A 17,982-nucleotide genomic window follows, 5' to 3' on the forward strand; every position below is an offset into this window, starting at 1 on the left:
TGGCTGAAGAAACATGTAAGACAAAGATGGGGTCATCTTAATTACAATCAACGTCCACCGCAGCTATCAGCAGAAGAGAGAGAGGCTATCGTGACCCTTCGCACCTATCAGAACCACACGCCAACCCTGGGCGCCGGGGCTTTTGTCGATATTTCGGCGGTGGTGATCGGCGATGTCGAAATCGGCACCGACAGCTCGGTTTGGCCGTTGGCCGTGATTCGCGGCGACATGCACCGCATCCGCATCGGCGCGCGCACCAGCGTGCAGGATGGCTGTGTACTGCACATCACCCACGCTGGGCCGTTCAATCCAGATGGCTTCCCGCTGTTGATCGGCGACGATGTGACCATTGCCCACAAAGTCATGCTGCATGGTTGCAGCGTCGGCAACCGTATCCTGATCGGCATGGGCAGCATCGTGATGGATGGCGCGGTGGTGGAAGACGACGTGATCATCGGCGCTGGCAGCCTGGTGCCGCCGGGCAAGAAACTCGAGAGCGGCTTCCTGTATGTCGGTAGCCCGGTTAAACAAATCCGTCCGTTGACTGACAAGGAACGCGCCTTTTTCACCTACAGCGCGGCGAACTACGTGAAGCTCAAAGACCTGCACCTGGCTGAAGGATTCGATCAATGACTGCGCAGTACAAAACCGCTCTGTTCGACCTGGATGGCACACTCACTGACCCGCGAGAGGGCATCACGCGCTCGATCCAGTACGCCCTTGGCAAGCTCGGCATCGATGAACCGGACCTGACCAAACTCGAACATTTCATCGGCCCGCCGCTGCTGCAAGCGTTCATGCAGTTCTACGGCTTCGACGAGGCCAAGGCGTGGGAGGCGGTGAATTTTTATCGCGAGCGCTTCAAGGTCACTGGTTTGTACGAGAACCGCGTGTTCGATGGGGTGATGCCACTGCTGGAAGAACTGAGCAACCAAGGGCGCCAGCTGTACGTGGCCACGTCCAAGCCCTGGGTGTTTGCCCGTGAAATCGCCCGGCATTTTGATTTTGCCAGGCACTTCAAAGTGATCTACGGCAGCGAGTTGGACGGCACGCGCACCAACAAGGTCGAGCTGATCGCCCATTTGATGAGCGAGGAAGGCCTGGACCCGGCCACCACCCTGATGATTGGCGACCGCAAGCACGACCTGATCGGCGCGCGCAGCAATGGGCTGGATTCAGCGGCGGTGGGGTATGGGTTTGGCAGTTTTGAAGAGTTGAATGCCGAGGTGCCGACCTGGCACTTTGAGACCTTGGCCGAGATGCATCAGGCGTTTATGCAGCGTCCTTGAGACCGGTATCGCCAACAAGCCGGCTCCTACAGGAGCTGGCTTGCAGCGATGGGGCCCTAGTTTGCACGCGCCTCTAACTGCCCCAACACCGCCTTGCGCTGCGCCACCGGCAACCCGCCCAGTTTCTCCACCGCCGCGTAAAACTTCATCCAATCCCCACCCTCCTGCCGAAACAACGCCGCAAACGCCGGCACCCACTGGTCATACAGCCCGAATGGCAACAACCGCGCGTTGTTCAGCGGCTGGTTGATCCAGGCGTCATAACGCTTGTCGCCGCCCCACTGGCTATCGCGCATCTGCCGGTACTCACTGCGCAAGCGCTCGAACGCCTGCGCCTTGGCCAGACGCATCGCATCCCCCGCCAAGGGCTGGGCGTAGACTTTTTCCAGGCGCTTGCGGGTATCGAGGATCAGCTGGATAAACGCGTCACGCTGTTTCAACCCCGACGGGCCAGCCGGTGCCAAGCCCCGCGCGGCGCGCCATTGGCGAGTGCCTTCCTGCTCGACAAAACTGGCAAACGACTCGTTGAACTCGGTGTCGTCCTTCACATAGAAACGCTGGTGCGCCAGTTCATGGAAGATCAACGTGGCCAGGCGCTCATCGCCCCAATTCATCATCGAATTCATGATCGGGTCATTGAACCAACCCAGGGTGGAATAGGCCTCGACGCCCCCAATCGACACATCCATCCCTTGTTGGCGCAACAATGCCGCCTCGCCCCGTGCCGCGCCTTGGCTGTAGTAGCCGCGATAGGCCACGCAACCGGCAATCGGGAAGCAGTGATTTTGCGGTGACAGGGAAAACTCCTGCGTGGCGAAGACATTCCACACCACATAAGGGCGGCCGATATCGGCGTACAACCGGTAACTCTGGTTGTCAGGCAGATGCAGGTGCTCGCTCGCGAAGGTGCGCGCCTTTTGCGATTGCACCAGGTGGTCACGCAAGACTTGTGGGCGGGATGGGTCGGCTATCACTTGGGAAACCGGCTCTCGCGCCCGCAGCAATTGCCACTGGCCGCCCGCCAATTGGCTGTAATAGCTGACGCTGGAGCAGCCGCTGAGCAGCACCATCGCCAACCCTGGGAAAAAACGCCTGACCATGCCCCGACTGCTCCTGGGTAATTTGCTCGCCAGACTATCCTGCCTGCACGGAATTTTTCCATGGCGCAGCGTGTTTATACTCATAGGAAGTCTGCCGCCATCGGCGTGGGGCTTAATCCTCTCTTTGCGTTGAGTGCCTGCCATGCGTCAGCTTTTACTTCCCGCCGTTGCCCTGTTGCTCAGCGCCTGTGCTTCGACGCCCATCCCGCCGGTCGACCCGCAGCAGGCGTGGGTCGATTTCGCCACCCCGACACCGGGCGCGAAACTGGTGATGGCCCAGCGCCTGGACGGCAAGAACCTGAACGACGGGCGCTATTTCCAGATGCCACCCGGCAGCCACGAACTGATGGTGCGCTTCGACTTTGAAGTGCCAGCCGGCGCTGGTTTGGGCGGGTTGGGGCAGACGATGTATCGGACGTGCTTCATGACGCTGGAGTACAAAAACTTCCAGGCCGGCCAACGTTATGTGCTGGAAGGGCGTTCACTGGCGTTCACGCCCAACATCCGGCTGTACAACGCCGCGCGTCAGCTGTTGGCTGAAGAGCGCAGCGTCAACTGCCTCTGATCAGTCGTTGTTTTTCTGGTAGACGATGGCCTTGGTGCCGTTCTCACACGTGCCAACAACCATGGCGACGTCGTGCTTGTCGGCTTCTTCCTTGCTGACAATCTCAAGGGTGTAGGACGGCACGGCGTTAGCCTGGATTTTGATCTCGATCTCTTTCCTGAGCTCTTCGCAGTCTTTAGGTGCGGCCACGGCCGATGTGGCCAAAACACCGCAGATCATTGCCAAGGCAAAACGTTTCATGTGTGAAGCTCCCTGAATGCATTGCGCACGGGTGTGCGTCTAAGGCTGCATGGGCTATTCGAGCACACCCACCCTTATAGGGGCGAGCTTATTGTGGCGAGGGAGGGCCCACCCCGTCTTCGACGCCGCGCTGTCGCGCAGCAAACTGGGACCTCTGTGGCGAGCGGGCTTGTCCCGCGTTGGGGTGCGAAGCGCCCCTGATGAAAACGATGCGGTGTATCGGGCACTCCTCCGCGCCTGGTTTTGGGGCTGCTGCGCAGCCCAACGCGGGACAAGCCCGCTCGCCACAAGAATGCGGTCGCCTGAAATTGTTTATGTAAGACTCAAAACTTTAGGGTGAAATTTTAACCCTTTAAAATCAGTAAGTTATTTTAAGTTTGATAAGAGCTTGCTCCCGTTGGACCGGGTTGGCGCTCCAGTGCGCAGCGCTCCCGCTTTTCTGGGGCCGCTACGCAGCCCAACGGGAGCAAGCTCTTATAGAACAAAATTTATCTCATTGATTTTAAAGATAAATTATTTTCCGATTTATCGGCATGTTCTCTGCGCGACAGCGCAGCCTGCTTGCAGGCTGGGCAGCCTCCCTCGCCACACGAGCCCTCCGCCAATGCCAATAGAGGGGAGATCAATCAGCCTGCAAGCGTGGCATCCAACGTGATTTTCGCATTCAACACTTTGGAGACCGGGCACCCTTCCTTGGCCTTTTTGCTCAGTTCTTCGAACTGCGCTTGGCTCGCGCCAGGAATTTTAGCCTTAAGAGTCAGGTGCACAGCGGTGATGGCAAAGCCACCCTCAACCTGGTCCAGAGTCACTTCGGCGTGGGTGTCGATACTGTCGGCCTTGAGGCCCGCGTCGCCGAGAATCATGGAAAACGCCATGGAGAAACAGCCGGCGTGGGCCGCGCCGATCAATTCTTCAGGGTTAGTGCCCTTGCCGCCTTCGAAACGAGCCTTGAAGCCGTAGGGCGCTTCGCGCAGCACGCCGGTTTCGGTGGAAATGGAACCCAGGCCAGTCTTCAGATCACCTTCCCAATGCGCGGATGCCTTTTTAACGATACTCATAGCTTTCTCCTCGAACGGTGGTTTTGCGTCAGTAAGGGTTCTGAGGATAGACGCCCCCGCAAAGTTCATCTTGTCGGAGAAACCTAGCAATTTAGTAGGAAATTTCGCGCTCGCTATTGAATCTCGGGTATATGCCCTCATTGCATAGAGCATGCACATGAAGCGGCAGGTTTTGGTTCGTCTTAGAAGCCTGCGCCCCCATTTGGAGAAGCAGGCTTATGAAATCGCTGTCCGACGTAAAGTTTTCGACCCTCGACCTGGTACCCGTGCGGGCCAACGGTAGTCCGGCGCAGTCGCTGCGTAATTCCCTGGACCTGGCCCAACACGTGGAAAAGTTTGGCTACAACCGTTTCTGGGTGGCTGAACACCACAATATGGACGGCATCGCCAGCTCGGCCACCTCGGTATTGCTGGGTTACCTGGCCGGTGGCACCTCGACCATCCGCGTCGGCTCCGGCGGCGTGATGCTACCTAACCACGCGCCGCTGGTGATCGCCGAACAGTTCGGCACCCTCGAAAGCTTGTACCCCGGCCGTATCGACTTGGGCCTGGGCCGTGCACCCGGTTCCGACCAGATGACCGCCCGCGCCCTACGCCGTGAACGCTCCGGCAGCGCGGATGACTTCCCCGAAGACGTAGCCGAATTGATGGCCTACCTGGGCCCGCGCACCCCCGACCAGCGCGTGATCGCGGTACCGGGCACCGGCACCAACGTGCCGGTGTGGTTGCTGGGTTCGAGCCTGTTCAGTGCGCAACTGGCCGGTGAGCGCGGTTTGCCCTACGCCTTCGCCTCCCATTTCGCACCGCGTTTGATGCATGAAGCGATTCGCGTGTATCGCAACCACTTCAAGCCTTCGGCTGTGCTGGACAAACCCTACGTGATGCTCGGCGTTCCCTTGGTGGCAGCGGATACCGATGAGCAGGCCGACTACCTGGCCACTTCGGTGTACCAACGCATCCTCGCGCTGATGCGCGGGCAAAGCCTGGTGCAGCGCCCGCCGGTGAAAACCATGGACGGCCTTTGGTTGCCTCACGAAAAAGACGCCGTGGGCAGCTTCCTTGGCCTGGCCATGGTCGGCAGTCCGGCGAAGATTCGAGCAAAACTGGAGGTGCTGGTCGAACAAACCGGCGCTGATGAGTTGATTTTTACCTGCGACCTGTACGAGCACGCGGACCGAATTCATTCCTACGAGCTGCTGGCGCAACTGATGAAGGGCTGACCACCAGGCGAAAAAAATCGACGCACCTGTGGCGAGGGAGCTTGCTCCCGCGCCACAGGTGCGTCGACTTTATGTCTGCAACACGTGATTAACCGCGCTTGTAGACGATTTCCTTGGTGCCACCTTCGCAGGTGCCGACCACTTCAGCGTCGGTTGAGGCGCCCTTATCTACCACTTCCAGCGAATAACCCGAAGCGCCCTTGGCGTCGATTTTCGCTGCAATTTCACTTTTCAGCTCGTCACAAGGCTTGCCCGCCGCCAGGGCTGTACCCGCAATGCTCAACAAACCTACCGCTAACAGGAACTTCTTCATCCGTTACTTTCCTTGCGCTGATCGAAAAGAACGTGCCGACGCTGTGGCATCGGCACCCATCGTTGTAGCGCAGGTTATGGCAATCGGCCAGTCAGCAAGTTCAACTCTAATGGATCAGCTGCTGGCAATTCGGAACCCTACCTTAAGCGTGACTTGGAAGTGAGCGGCCTTGCCGTCTTTGATGTGACCGCGGGTTTCCGTCACTTCAAACCATTCCAAGTGCTTGATGCTCTTGTTGGCTTCGGCCAGGGCATTGTTGATCGCGTCTTCAATGCTGGTCGCCGACGAGCCAACCAGTTCGACTTTCTTGTACGTGTGATGATCAGACATAGCGTTTCTCCTGAGGTCTCTAGTGAGCGTAGCAGTCAATGTTCGTAATGCTTCTGGCGACCGTTCCGACCAGAAAGTTCAGATTTACTGCACTTTCTGAAACGGCCGCAGTCGGTATCTACACACGCCACTCAATCACTTCAGGAGAGTCCACATGGCCAACACTTCTTTACGCAAAGCGTCGCTGGAAAGCATGGAAGCCGAGATTTCGAGCCTGCTCAAGTCCCTTGAGAGCCTCAAGGACGATGCGTCCGATGAGTCGCGCAAAACGCTGAAGGCCCTGAAAAGCAATGCCGAGAATGCCCTCAAGCACTCCCGCCACCTGATCAGCGATGCCTACGAAGAAAGCAAAGTCAAAATCCGCGAAACCAGTGTTGCGACCCGGGACTACGCACAAGAGCACCCGTGGACTACCGCCGGCGTCGCCGTTGGCGCGCTGGGCCTGCTGGCGGCTTATTTGCTGTGCAAGCGCGGCGACTGATTTACCGGTTATGCCGGCTGGCGCAACAGCTCAGCCTTGAGCCACTGCGCCAACTGCCGGGCGCGCCCGTCTGCGGCGCGCTTGGGTAGCCACAACGCCAGGTGCGCCGGGGTTTCACTGAAACCCCACGGCGCCACCAGGCGACCCGCTCGCAGGTCCTCTGCCACCAGCGGCTCCGGCGCAATCGCCACGCCCAATCCTGCCACCGCCGCCTCCAGCAAATAATACAAATGCTCGAAACCTTGCCCGTGTTTCAGCGCGTGCGCTTCGATCCCATACTGCTGCGCCCAACTCGGCCAGGCTTGCGGACGCGATGTGGTGTGCAGCAACGCTTCGCCACACAAAGCTGAGGCCGGCGCCTGGCGCAGACGTTCGTAGCCGGCGAAACGCGGGCTCATGACCGGGCCGATGCGCTCGCTGGCCAATTCATACACTTGCATATCCGCCGGCCAGGGCGGCTCGGCGAATACCAGCAGGGCGTCTAGGCCAGGGCGGCGGGGATCGAGGTCGCCGTCACCCGCCGACAGGTGCAGGCGCAAATCCGGCAAGTCTGCGTTCAAGCGGCCCAGGCGCGGGATCAACCAGCGCGCCAGCAAACTACCCGAGCAGCCCAGCACGAAGGGCGCATCGGCGCTGCTCTGGGTGAGTTCGGCGCACACAGCCCTTAAACGCTCGAAGGCATCAAAGCTGGCATCTCGCAGCCGAACACCTGCATCTGTGAGTTTAATGCCGCGCCCGTCTTTGACGAACAGGCTGACCCCCAAATGTTCCTCCAGCACTTTCAACTGGCGGCTGACTGCGCCGTGGGTCACATGCAATTGCTCTGCAGCCTGACTGACGCTGTTGAGCCGAGCGGTGGCTTCAAAAGCGCGTAAGGCATTCAGTGGAGGGAGGTCTCGGCTCATCTGTGAGTTTTCCTGACAGGTTGCGGCGATCTTATCGGTTTTCAACCTACAGCGTGAGGGGTAGAGTGACCGTCATTGTTTCTTACACACATTCTTTCCAGGAGCGTCCCATGACTCAGTCCCAGACCGATCTGCGCAACGGCCCTGACGCCAGCGGCCTGTTCGGCGCATTCGGCGGCCGCTACGTCGCCGAAACCTTGATGCCGTTGATCCTCGAACTGGCCCGCGAATACGAAGCAGCCAAGATCGATCCGGCGTTCAACGAGGAACTGGCCTACTTCCAACGCGACTACGTCGGACGTCCAAGCCCGCTGTATTTCGCTGAGCGCCTCACCGAATTCTGCGGCGGCGCCAAGATCTACCTCAAGCGCGAAGAGCTGAACCACACCGGCGCGCACAAAATCAACAACTGCATCGGCCAGATCCTGCTGGCGCGGCGCATGGGCAAAAAACGCATCATCGCCGAGACCGGCGCCGGCATGCATGGCGTGGCCACTGCCACCGTGGCTGCGCGCTTTGGCCTCGACTGCGTGATCTACATGGGCACCACCGACATCGAGCGCCAACAGGCCAACGTGTTCCGCATGAAGCTGCTGGGCGCTGAAGTAATCCCGGTGATCTCCGGCACCGGCACCCTCAAAGATGCGATGAACGAAGCCCTGCGTGACTGGGTAACCAACGTCGAAGACACCTTTTACCTGATCGGCACCGTGGCCGGCCCACACCCTTACCCTGCGATGGTGCGCGACTTCCAGGCCGTGATTGGCAAGGAAACCCGTGACCAGATGCAAGCCCAGGAAGGCCGCCTGCCGGACAGCCTGGTGGCGTGTATCGGCGGTGGCTCGAATGCCATGGGCCTGTTCCACCCGTTCCTGAATGACCCCAGCGTCGAAATCATCGGCGTTGAAGCGGCAGGCTATGGCATCGAAACCGGCAAGCATGCCGCCAGCCTCAACGGCGGCGTACCGGGCGTGTTGCACGGCAACCGTACTTTCCTGTTGCAGGACGACGACGGCCAGATCATCGACGCCCATTCGATCTCCGCTGGCCTTGATTACCCCGGCATCGGCCCGGAACACGCATGGTTGCATGATATCGGCCGCGCCCAGTACACCTCGGTGACTGACGACGAAGCCCTCGAAGCGTTCCACAAATGCTGCCGCCTGGAAGGGATTATTCCCGCACTGGAAACCGCCCACGCCCTGGCTGAAGTGTTCAAACGCGCACCAAATCTGCCGAAGGATCACCTGATGGTGGTCAACCTCTCGGGCCGTGGCGACAAAGACATGCAGACCGTGATGCACCATATGGGCCTTTCTCAACAAGCGCACGCCAAGCAGGAGAAACACTGATGAGCCGCCTGCAAACACGTTTTGCGCAACTCAAAGAACAAAACCGCGCCGCCCTGGTGACCTTCGTCACTGCCGGCGACCCCGGTTATGACGCCTCGCTGGCGATCCTCAAGGGCTTGCCCGCCGCCGGTGCCGATGTGATCGAGTTGGGCATGCCCTTCACCGACCCGATGGCCGACGGTCCGGCCATTCAACTGGCGAATATCCGCGCGCTGGACGCCAAGCAGAACCTGGTGAAAACCCTGCAGATGGTCCGCGAGTTCCGCAAGGACAACAACGACACCCCGCTGGTGTTGATGGGCTACTTCAACCCGATCCATATGTACGGCGTGCCGAAGTTCATCACTGACGCCAAGGAAGCCGGTGTCGACGGCCTGATCGTGGTCGACCTGCCGCCCGAGCATAACGGCGAGCTGTGCGACCCGGCCCAGGCCGCAGGCATCGACTTCATTCGCCTGACCACACCGACTACCGACGATGTGCGCCTGCCCACCGTGCTTAACGGCAGCTCGGGGTTTGTGTACTACGTGTCGGTGGCCGGTGTGACCGGTGCCGGCGCCGCCACCCTGGAACACGTCGAAGAAGCCGTGGCGCGCTTGCGTCGCCATACCGACCTGCCGATCAGCATCGGCTTCGGCATTCGTACGCCGGAGCAAGCGGCAGCCATCGCACGCCTGGCAGACGGTGTGGTGGTGGGTTCGGCGCTGATCGACCACATCGCCAATGCCAGCAATGACCAGCAAGCGATTGATGGCGTGTTGAGCCATTGCGCGGCTCTTGCTGAAGGCGTACGTAACGCTCGTAAGTAAGCGCCCCGTAAGCGGTAGGTAAAGTTCCTGATACAGAGGAATCAACCCGCGAAAGCACAGCCTAAACGGCAAGACCAAGGGATTTCGAACCTCGTTCGAAGTCCCTTTTTTAGGTGTGTACCCTGAGGAATACCCGATGAAAATGCCCAAATCCGTGATTGCAGGTCTCGGCGTATTGGTGCTTGGCGCCAGCGCCCTGGTGCAAGCAGCGCCGCCTGATCAGCGGGGTGACGGCCCCGACCGTGGCGACCAAGGCCAGCACGAGCAACGGGGCGACGACCATCGTGGCCCGCAGGACAACCGTCGCGGCGGCCCGCCCCAGGATTTCGGCCCGGTGCAGCAGGTTATCCGCGACAACCACGGCCAATTCTCGCGCGGCGCGCCGCCGCCGCCGAATGTGCGCCTGATGCGCGGCCAGCCGTTGCCACGCGGTTACTACGGCGAACGCCTGGACAACCGCGCCCTGGCGCGCCTGCCGGTTTACCCAGGCTATGAATGGCGCCGCTCGGGGCCGGACGTGATACTGATCGCCATAGGCACGGGCATCGTCTACGAGATCCTGGACGGCGTGCTCAACTAACACTGTGGGCGACGCCGCTTCCTGTGATGAGCGGGGTTCCGGTGGCAAGTGGGCCTCCTGTGGCGAGCGGGCTTGTTGTGGCGAGCGGGCTTGCCCCGCGTTGGGGTGCGAAGCGCCCCCAAAACCTGACACCGCGGTTTTCCTGGAAAAACGCAGTGGCCTTAATGGGGCTGCTCCGCAGCCCAACGCGGGGCAAGCCCGCTCGCCACAACAAGCCCACTCGCCACAACAAGCCCGCTCGCCACAGGAAGCCGCTTGCCACGAGGAATCAATGTTCAATCACTGGGCTTAAGGTTCGATGCGTTCGACCTTACCGACGAGCAATATGTAGGAAAGTGCCCCAAGCAACGCCAGCACCGCGATATAGGTAATCGCCGGCGCAAACGAATCGCCACTGGCCAAAAAGCCGATCACGATCGGCGTGGCAATCGCCGCCAAGTTGCCAATGAAGTTGAACACACCCCCCGTCAACCCCAGCAACCGCGCCGGTGCCAAGGTCGACACCAGCGACCAGGTAATCGACGCCAGGCCATTGCCAAAGAACGCCAGCGCGAGAAACGCAATCACCCACGCCGTCGAATCCACATAGTTGGCGCCAATGATCGCCGTGGAGATCAACAGCCCGCCAATGATCGGTAACTTGCGCGCAAAGCCTACCGACGCGCCCCGGCGAATCAGCCAGTCAGAAAAAATCCCCGAGCACAGCACGCCGACAAACGCCGCTAGGAACGGCAACGATGCCAGCAGGCCGGACTTGATGAAGTCCATGCCGCGATATTTCACCAGGTAGGTCGGGAACCACGTCAGGAAGAACCACAATGTGGAGTTCAGGCAGAACTGCCCCAGGTAGATGCCCCAGAGTTTGCGCTTGCTCAGCACGATGCCCAAGTCGACCCAACTGAAGGGTGCCTTGACGGTTTGCGCCTGCATGTCTACCAGCCCGCCACCTTCACGGATCAGCTCGATTTCAGCCGCATTGGCGCCTTTGAAATCCTTCGGCTCGCGGTACACCGCGTACCAGATCACGGCCCACACAATGCCGACGCCGCCGGTGGCGACAAACACCATATGCCAGCCAAACGCGTGCTGAAGCCAAGCCAGCACCGGCGTTAAAAACGCCAGCCCGACGAACTGCCCGGAGGTATACACGCCAATGGCGGTGGCGCGCTCACGCTCCGGGAACCAGGTGGTGACCACGCGGCTGTTGATCGGATACGCGGGCGCTTCCAGGGCGCCTACCGCCATGCGCAGGACGAACAGCGCGATAAAGCTCGCAGCAAAGCCGAGCATCACGGTGGCAATCGACCACAGCAGCAGCGCAACGGTGTAGAGGATGCGCGGCGGCACCCGGTCGACCAACCAGCCGCCTGGGATTTGCATGGCGGCGTAGGTCCAGCCGAAGGCGGAGAAGATCAGGCCTACGTGCACCGGGTCGATGCCCAGTTCGCTGGTCAGCGCCGGGGCGGCAATCGACAGGTTGCTGCGGTCGAGGTAGTTGATCACCACGGTGATAAACAGCAACACCATAATGAAGTAGCGCTTTCTGCTGGGCGTGACTAGAGAAGCCTGCCCGGTGAAGGATTCAGGTTGCATGGGGGGTGCCTCTTCTTATGTTTATTGAGGACTCTATTGATCGTTCCCACGCTCTGCGTGGGAATGCCGCCCTGGACGCTCTGCGTCCGCTCTTAAAAGCGTGACGCGGAGCGTCACATGAGGCATTCCCACGCAGAGCGTGGGAACGATCATGCGGTGATCAGGCCTACCACTCGGCGAAACTGCCGTCGGCATGACGCCAGATCGGGTTGCGCCAGCGGTGGCCGATGGCCGCGCGTTCGATCACGTATTCCTCGTTGATCTCAATGCCCAGGCCCGGCCCGTTGGGGATTTTCACGAAACCTTTGTCATAGTCGAACACGCCCGGGTCGCGCACGTAGTCGAGCAGGTCGTTGCTCTCGTTGTAGTGAATGCCCAGGCTTTGCTCCTGGATAAACGCGTTGTAACAGACCGCGTCCAATTGCAGGCACGCCGCCAGGGCAATCGGGCCCAGCGGGCAGTGCAGGGCCAGGGCCACGTCGTAGGCTTCGGCCATGTTGGCGATCTTGCGGGTTTCGGTGATGCCACCGGCGTGGGAGGCGTCCGGCTGGATGATGTCGACGTAGCCTTCGCTGAGCACGCGCTTGAAGTCCCAGCGCGAGAACAGGCGCTCGCCCAGGGCTATCGGGGTGCTGGTCAGCGGTGCCAGTTCTTTCAAGGCTTCGTAGTTTTCGCTGAGCACCGGCTCTTCGATAAACATCAGCTTGTACGGGTCCAGCTCTTTCATCAGCACCTTGGCCATGGGCTTGTGCACCCGGCCATGGAAGTCGACGCCGATGCCCACGTTAGGCCCGACCGCGTCGCGCACGGCGGCGACGTTGGCCAAGGCCAGATCGACTTTTTCGAAGCTGTCGACGAACTGCAATTCTTCGGTGCCGTTCATTTTCACCGCGGTAAAGCCCCGCGCCACGGCCTCTTTGGCCGCGCGGGCGGTGTCGGCCGGACGGTCGCCGCCGATCCACGAATACACGCGGATCTTGTCACGCACCTGGCCGCCGAGCAGGTCGCTGACCGACACGCCCAGCGCCTTGCCCTTGATGTCCCACAGCGCCTGGTCGATGCCGGCGAGGGCGCTCATGTGCACGGCGCCGCCGCGATAGAAGCCGCCCCGGTAGAGCACGGTCCAGATGTCTTCGATATTGCGTGGGTCTTTGCCGATCAAGTAGTCGGACAGTTCCTCAACCGCAGCGGCCACGGTGTGGGCGCGGCCTTCGACCACGGGTTCGCCCCAGCCGGTAACGCCCTGGTCGGTTTCCACCTTGAGGAAGCACCAGCGCGGTGGAACGATGAAGGTGGTCAGTTTGGTGATTTTCATCTTCTTATCTCTCTTGTCGATGCAGCGCCCGAGGCGCAAAGCTTGAAGTCAGTTCACGGCATCAGTTCAGCGCGTTCCAGGCAGCCACATAGGCCTGGGCACTGCTCGCCACTTGGTCCACAGACATGCCTGGCTTGAACAACCCCGAGCCCAGGCCGAAACCCTTGGCACCGGCGTCGAAATACACTTGCATGTTATCCGGGGTCACGCCGCCCACCGGCAGCAGCAACGTGCCCGTCGGCAATACCGCCAGCCACGCCTTGATCACGGCCGGGCCCATTTGCTCGGCCGGGAACAGCTTCAACACGTCGGCGCCTTCGGCCAGCGCGGCAAACGCTTCGGTAGGGGTGGCAACCCCCGGCGACAGGTACAGGCCCGCCGCTTTCGCTGCGCGCAGCACCTTGGCGTCGCTGTGAGGCATCACGATCACCTGGCCACCGGCGGCTTTCACCTGCTCGACCTGCGCAGGCGTCAACACCGTGCCGGCACCGATCAGGCAATCGGCGGGCAGGCTGTCGCGCAGGGTGCGGATGCTGGTGTAAGGGTCCGGTGAATTCAGCGGGACTTCGATCACGCGAAAGCCGGCCTTGTAGAGCACCTGGCCAATGGCTTGGGCTTCATCCGGTCGCACACCGCGCAGGATTGCGATCAAACCGTTGTGGGAAAGAGCTTGCTTGAGCATGTCAGGCCTCCAGGGAAGGTTGAGTGAGCCCGGCGGCCAGCGCCAGTTGCCACAGGCCGCGCTCGGTGGCTTCCTGCGCCAGGCTGACGCGAGCAAAACCGCACAGGGCGAGGGCGCGTTGGTAGCGGGCGCACAGCGGCGCGGCACCGACCAGAATGATCGGCAGGTCGCGGGCGCCGGTCGGCAACCCGGCCAGTTCATGGCCAATCAGCAGGCCGGAGAGGTAATCCGGCTGCTGCTCGGGAGTGAGTTCGGCGGTCAATCCGAGGGTGCGCGCACTGAACAACGTCGACAGCACACCACGCTGGCCGTCGGCCGAGCGCGCGACTTGCACGCCGCGATCAAAGGCTGCGCCCTGGAATTGCTCGGAGACCTTTTGCGTACGACCGAGGATGCTGTGCTTGCTCAGCACCGCGAACAGTTCGCCGGTCATAAAGGTGTCGAAGTGGGTGATGCAGCCGTCGACCACCTCGACCCATTTGGAATGGCTGCCGGGCAGGCCGATCAACACCTCGGCACCGAGGTCTTGCAGCACACCCAGTACTTGGGTTTCTTCGCCGCGCATCACATTGGGCAAACCGACCTGTTCGATGACGCCCGGCACGATATGCACATCCACACCGCGCACGCTGCGTACGGTATGCAGCGCCTGGCCCAGGCTCGCCACGTCGACGGGGGTATTACGGTAGGCCGCTTCGCTCCAGCCCTGTGCGCTGCCGACCATGCCGCAGGCAATCACCGCAAGGCCAGGCTGAGCGTCCAGCCAATCGCCACAGGCGGCATCGAACGCCAGTTCGAAGCCATCGCTGCAACGCACACCGGCGATGTCCCGGGGTTCGCTGGGCAGGTGCATGATCCCGAACGCCAGCGAGCGTTGTTCCAATACCACGCCTGCGGGGCCGAGTTTGTAAGCACGAAGGGAACTGGTTCCCCAATCGAGCGCGATCAATTGCGCCTGCATCGCTTCACCTGAAATGAGTGGGTGCTGAAAAAAGCAGATGGGCGAATATAAACCTAAGGCTGGAAACATCTCAATATATAAATAACAGTCCCATATATTGGGAGAGCACACGAATTGTAGGAGCGAGCTTGCTCGCGAAGAACGTCAACGATAACGAGGGCATCCTGGATGAACGCCACGCCTGGAAGTTTTTCGCGAGCAAGGGCTAGCCGCCCGCCTCGCTCCTACAAGAGAGACGGGAGCTGGTTAAAAATCAGACAAATCCAGCGCGCGCATCGCACCCATCCAGATCGCATAATCGGTGTGATCCTTCAGGTCATCGCCGGTATCAGGGTGCAGGAACACCACGAGCCCATTGCGATTGAGCGCCAGCCACGGCAGCACCACGCCGATGTATTCGGCGTCGAATGCCAGCTGGCAGCTCCAGTCCGGATGCGGGCCCACCGGCCGCTCATGCACGCGGCCCATGCGCAGCGGGAACAGTTTGGCGCCGTCTTCGCACAGGGTGCGCGCCTGGTCGATCGTGCTGGCGTCGAAGTAGATATGGGCGTGATAGCCCTTGATACGTTGCATGGCGAGATCCGGATCCAATGTGTGGCAAATCCTAGATCGCAATCGACGGCAGGGCCAGCCCGGTCAGCGATTGCACACTGCGCGCCTGTTCCGTCAGCAGCCAGTCGACAAACCGCTCGACCAACTGGCCCCGGCGTTTGCGCTGGGGTTGCACCACGTAATAGCCGAAGCGCGAGATCACCGTGTCGCTGATCGGCCGGCACAGCCACTTCTGTTCCAGCAGGTTATCCACCAGGTGGCGCCAGCCGATGGCCACGCCCTGCCCGGCAATTGCGGCCTGGATCAGCAGGGTGTAGTTGTCGAACCGCAACTGGCCGGGAGTGGGCACAGTGGTGATGCCTAGCTCGCGAAACACGCCGCTCCAGTCGAACCACTGGCTGTTGTTTTCCTGGCGCAGGTGCAGCAACGGGTAGTCCTGCAAGGTGTGTACGGTCAGCGGCGTGGCCTGGTCCTTGAGCCACTGCGGGCTGCACACCGGGAACACTTCCTCATTGAACAGCCACAGGCTGTCGCCTTGCTTGAAACGGCCATCGCCAAACAACACGGCCACGTCGATATCGCTGCGCAGGGTGGCGTGGTTGCGCTCGTTGGTCACCAGGCTGACGTCGACCTGAGGGTTGGCTTCGTGGAACCGATGCAGGCGCGGCATCAGCCAATAGGCGGCGAAGGCGAAGTCGGTGGCCACTTGCAGCACTTCGTGCTGATCCTGTTGGGTGATCGCGCTCAGGCCATGGTTGATGGCCTGCAAGCCGCCCTGGACGTGTTCGAACAACAGCGCGCCCGCATCGGTCAGCTCGATGCCACGGTAGATGCGATCAAACAGGCGGATCGCCAGTTGTTCTTCGAGGCGCTTGATCTGCTGGCTGATGGCCGGCTGGGTGGTGCCCAACTCCATCGCGGCGGCGGTGAAGCTGCGGTGGCGCGCGGCCGCTTCGAACGTGCGCAGCAGATCAAGGGACACATCGCCGAGGGCTTCATACATAAGCTGTGCTTATCCTAGACATTGCTTTTCATGGGCTTTACCCCATTTTCCATGGGCTGCATGCTCATTCGCATAAACACCGCCTATGGAATGCCCAGAACCCATGAAGCGCAAGAACATTCTTTTCATCATGGCCGATCAAATGGCCGCGCCGTTGCTTCCGTTCTACGGTTCTTCGCCTATCAAACTGCCGAATCTGAGCCGCCTCGCCGAACAGGGCGTGGTGTTCGATGCCGCCTACTGCAACAGCCCGTTGTGCGCACCTTCGCGCTTTACCCTGGTCAGCGGCCAGTTACCGAGCAAGATCGGCGCCTACGACAACGCCGCAGATTTCCCCGCCGATGTGCCGACCTATGCCCACTACCTGCGTCGCCTCGGCTACCGCACGGCGCTGTCGGGCAAGATGCATTTTTGCGGGCCGGACCAGCTGCACGGTTACGAAGAGCGCCTGACCAGCGACATCTATCCCGCCGACTACGGCTGGGCAGTCAACTGGGATGAGCCGGACGTACGCCCCACCTGGTACCACAACATGGCGTCAGTGCTGCAAGCCGGCCCGTGCGTGCGCACCAACCAGCTGGATTTCGACGAAGAGGTGGTGTTCAAGGCGCAACAGTACCTGTTCGACCATATCCGCGAGGACGGCGACCAGCCGTTCTGCCTGACCGTGTCGATGACCCACCCTCATGACCCGTACACCATTCCCAAGCCGTTCTGGGACCTGTACGACGACAGTGACATCCCATTGCCTGCAACGCCGGCCCAGGCCGATCTCGATCCGCATTCCCAGCGCCTGCTCAAGGTGTACGACTTGTGGGGCAAACCGCTGCCGGTCAACAAGATTCGTGATGCGCGCCGCGCCTACTTCGGCGCGTGCAGCTACATCGACAGTAATGTCGGCAAACTCCTGCAAACCCTGGAAGACACCGGCCTGGCCGACGACACCATCATCATCTTCTCCGGCGACCACGGCGACATGCTCGGCGAGCGCGGCCTCTGGTACAAAATGCACTGGTTTGAAATGGCCGCCCGCGTGCCGCTGCTGGTCAGTGCGCCGGGGCAATTCGCGGCGGGCCGCGTGAGCAAGGCCGTCTCGACTGCCGACCTGTTGCCGACCCTGGTGGAACTGGCCGGCGGCGAGCTGGATCCGCGCTTGCCGCTGGACGGCCGCTCACTGGTCCCGCACTTGCAGGGGCAGGGCGGGCACGACGAAGTGTTTGGCGAGTACATGGCCGAAGGCACCATCAGCCCGCTGATGATGATTCGCCGGGGCGCCTACAAATTCATCTACAGCGAAGACGATCCGTGCCTACTGTTCGATGTGCACAACGACCCGCACGAGCGGGAAGACCTCAGCCAGTCACCGGAACACCGGCCACTGTTCGAGGCGTTTTTGAGTGAAGCGCGGGCCAAATGGGACATCCCGGCGATCCACCAACAGGTGCTCGCCAGCCAACGCCGTCGCCGCCTGGTCTTTGAGGCGCTGACCCAAGGCAAGCTGAAGAGCTGGGATCACCAGCCACTGGTGGACGCCAGTCAGCAATACATGCGCAACCATATCGACCTCGACGACCTGGAGCGCAAGGCACGTTATCCACAACCCTGCCAAAACCAATAAATAGACAGAGGGAAGG

21 protein-coding genes are annotated in these 17,982 nt (G+C 60.9%); 9 read left to right on the forward strand and 12 right to left on the reverse strand.

The window, feature by feature from the left end; all coding sequences use genetic code 11:
• Positions 1-90: 90 nt before the first annotated feature.
• Positions 91-633, forward strand: coding sequence for a gamma carbonic anhydrase family protein (locus tag ACR52_RS05815; RefSeq protein WP_048721576.1), 543 nt, complete (start codon positions 91-93; stop codon positions 631-633).
• On the forward strand, positions 630-1,289 hold the full coding sequence (locus ACR52_RS05820; protein ID WP_048721578.1) for an HAD family hydrolase: 660 nt from the start codon (positions 630-632) through the stop codon (positions 1,287-1,289). The genes ACR52_RS05815 and ACR52_RS05820 overlap by 4 nt, the downstream gene beginning before the upstream one ends.
• A gap of 56 nt (positions 1,290-1,345) precedes the next feature.
• Here ACR52_RS05820 and ACR52_RS05825 read toward each other — a convergent pair whose 3' ends face one another.
• Positions 1,346-2,389 (reverse strand): aminopeptidase, encoded by a 1,044-nt coding sequence (locus ACR52_RS05825; protein ID WP_048721581.1) that lies wholly within the window; start codon positions 2,387-2,389, stop codon positions 1,346-1,348.
• A gap of 142 nt (positions 2,390-2,531) precedes the next feature.
• Here ACR52_RS05825 and ACR52_RS05830 point away from each other — a divergent pair, with 142 nt between their 5' ends.
• Entirely contained in the window at positions 2,532-2,954 is a 423-nt protein-coding gene (locus ACR52_RS05830) for a PA0061/PA0062 family lipoprotein (protein ID WP_048721584.1), read from the forward strand.
• Here ACR52_RS05830 and ACR52_RS05835 read toward each other — a convergent pair whose 3' ends face one another.
• The gene (locus tag ACR52_RS05835; RefSeq protein ID WP_048721587.1) at positions 2,955-3,194 is read right to left on the reverse strand and encodes a DUF1161 domain-containing protein; all 240 of its coding nucleotides are present in this window, start codon (positions 3,192-3,194) and stop codon (positions 2,955-2,957) included. It abuts the gene before it with no gap.
• 626 nt (positions 3,195-3,820) lie between these two features.
• On the reverse strand, positions 3,821-4,252 hold the full coding sequence (locus ACR52_RS05840) for an OsmC family protein (RefSeq protein ID WP_048721590.1): 432 nt from the start codon (positions 4,250-4,252) through the stop codon (positions 3,821-3,823).
• Between the two features lie 218 nt (positions 4,253-4,470).
• On the opposite strand from ACR52_RS05840, the gene ACR52_RS05845 reads away from it, so the two are divergent.
• A complete protein-coding gene (locus ACR52_RS05845; RefSeq protein ID WP_048721593.1) occupies positions 4,471-5,472 on the forward strand; it encodes an LLM class flavin-dependent oxidoreductase in 1,002 nt (333 codons plus the stop codon).
• Positions 5,473-5,560: 88 nt separating this feature from the next.
• On the opposite strand, the gene ACR52_RS05850 is transcribed toward ACR52_RS05845, so the two are convergent.
• Both ACR52_RS05850 and ACR52_RS05855 read right to left on the reverse strand, forming a co-directional pair.
• Positions 5,561-5,785: a DUF1161 domain-containing protein gene (locus ACR52_RS05850; RefSeq protein WP_048721596.1), complete on the reverse strand. Its 225-nt coding sequence runs from the start codon at positions 5,783-5,785 to the stop codon at positions 5,561-5,563.
• 114 nt (positions 5,786-5,899) lie between these two features.
• Positions 5,900-6,115, reverse strand: a complete 216-nt coding sequence (locus ACR52_RS05855) for a dodecin (protein WP_003187305.1) — start codon at positions 6,113-6,115, stop codon at positions 5,900-5,902.
• 154 nt (positions 6,116-6,269) lie between these two features.
• On the opposite strand from ACR52_RS05855, the gene ACR52_RS05860 reads away from it, so the two are divergent.
• The gene (locus ACR52_RS05860; RefSeq protein WP_032885107.1) at positions 6,270-6,596 is read left to right on the forward strand and encodes a DUF883 family protein; all 327 of its coding nucleotides are present in this window, start codon (positions 6,270-6,272) and stop codon (positions 6,594-6,596) included.
• 8 nt (positions 6,597-6,604) lie between these two features.
• Here ACR52_RS05860 and ACR52_RS05865 read toward each other — a convergent pair whose 3' ends face one another.
• Complete coding sequence (locus ACR52_RS05865; protein ID WP_048721606.1) at positions 6,605-7,501, reverse strand: LysR family transcriptional regulator; 897 nt, start codon at positions 7,499-7,501, stop codon at positions 6,605-6,607.
• Between the two features lie 110 nt (positions 7,502-7,611).
• Here ACR52_RS05865 and trpB point away from each other — a divergent pair, with 110 nt between their 5' ends.
• From trpB to ACR52_RS05880, 3 genes are all read left to right on the forward strand, one after another.
• A complete protein-coding gene (trpB, locus tag ACR52_RS05870; protein WP_048721609.1) occupies positions 7,612-8,853 on the forward strand; it encodes a tryptophan synthase subunit beta in 1,242 nt (413 codons plus the stop codon).
• Positions 8,853-9,662 (forward strand): tryptophan synthase subunit alpha, encoded by an 810-nt coding sequence (trpA, locus tag ACR52_RS05875; protein WP_048721617.1) that lies wholly within the window; start codon positions 8,853-8,855, stop codon positions 9,660-9,662. The genes trpB and trpA overlap by 1 nt, the downstream gene beginning before the upstream one ends.
• Positions 9,663-9,798: 136 nt before the next feature.
• On the forward strand, positions 9,799-10,242 hold the full coding sequence (locus ACR52_RS05880; RefSeq protein ID WP_048721620.1) for an anti-virulence regulator CigR family protein: 444 nt from the start codon (positions 9,799-9,801) through the stop codon (positions 10,240-10,242).
• A gap of 288 nt (positions 10,243-10,530) precedes the next feature.
• Here the strand turns inward: ACR52_RS05880 and ACR52_RS05885 are convergent, their stop codons facing one another.
• From ACR52_RS05885 to ACR52_RS05910, 6 genes are all read right to left on the reverse strand, one after another.
• Positions 10,531-11,835 carry an MFS transporter gene (locus ACR52_RS05885; RefSeq protein ID WP_048721623.1) on the reverse strand — a complete coding sequence of 435 codons (1,305 nt, stop codon included), beginning with the start codon at positions 11,833-11,835 and terminating at the stop codon, positions 10,531-10,533.
• A 166-nt stretch (positions 11,836-12,001) separates the two neighbouring features.
• On the reverse strand, positions 12,002-13,150 hold the full coding sequence (dgoD, locus tag ACR52_RS05890; protein ID WP_017137927.1) for a galactonate dehydratase: 1,149 nt from the start codon (positions 13,148-13,150) through the stop codon (positions 12,002-12,004).
• A 61-nt stretch (positions 13,151-13,211) separates the two neighbouring features.
• On the reverse strand, positions 13,212-13,832 hold the full coding sequence (locus tag ACR52_RS05895) for a 2-dehydro-3-deoxy-6-phosphogalactonate aldolase (protein ID WP_048721632.1): 621 nt from the start codon (positions 13,830-13,832) through the stop codon (positions 13,212-13,214).
• Between the two features lies 1 nt (position 13,833).
• On the reverse strand, positions 13,834-14,793 hold the full coding sequence (locus tag ACR52_RS05900) for a 2-dehydro-3-deoxygalactonokinase (RefSeq protein WP_048721634.1): 960 nt from the start codon (positions 14,791-14,793) through the stop codon (positions 13,834-13,836).
• A 246-nt stretch (positions 14,794-15,039) separates the two neighbouring features.
• The gene (locus ACR52_RS05905) at positions 15,040-15,366 is read right to left on the reverse strand and encodes a DOPA 4,5-dioxygenase family protein (protein ID WP_048721636.1); all 327 of its coding nucleotides are present in this window, start codon (positions 15,364-15,366) and stop codon (positions 15,040-15,042) included.
• Positions 15,367-15,397: 31 nt separating this feature from the next.
• Positions 15,398-16,348, reverse strand: a complete 951-nt coding sequence (locus ACR52_RS05910) for a choline sulfate utilization transcriptional regulator (RefSeq protein ID WP_048721638.1) — start codon at positions 16,346-16,348, stop codon at positions 15,398-15,400.
• Positions 16,349-16,451: 103 nt separating this feature from the next.
• Here ACR52_RS05910 and betC point away from each other — a divergent pair, with 103 nt between their 5' ends.
• Positions 16,452-17,966: a choline-sulfatase gene (gene betC, locus ACR52_RS05915; RefSeq protein ID WP_048721641.1), complete on the forward strand. Its 1,515-nt coding sequence runs from the start codon at positions 16,452-16,454 to the stop codon at positions 17,964-17,966.
• The last annotated feature ends 16 nt before the right edge of the window (positions 17,967-17,982 follow it).

The sequence above is a fragment of the Pseudomonas fildesensis genome, from assembly GCF_001050345.1.
Lineage (GTDB): Bacteria > Pseudomonadota > Gammaproteobacteria > Pseudomonadales > Pseudomonadaceae > Aquipseudomonas > Aquipseudomonas fildesensis.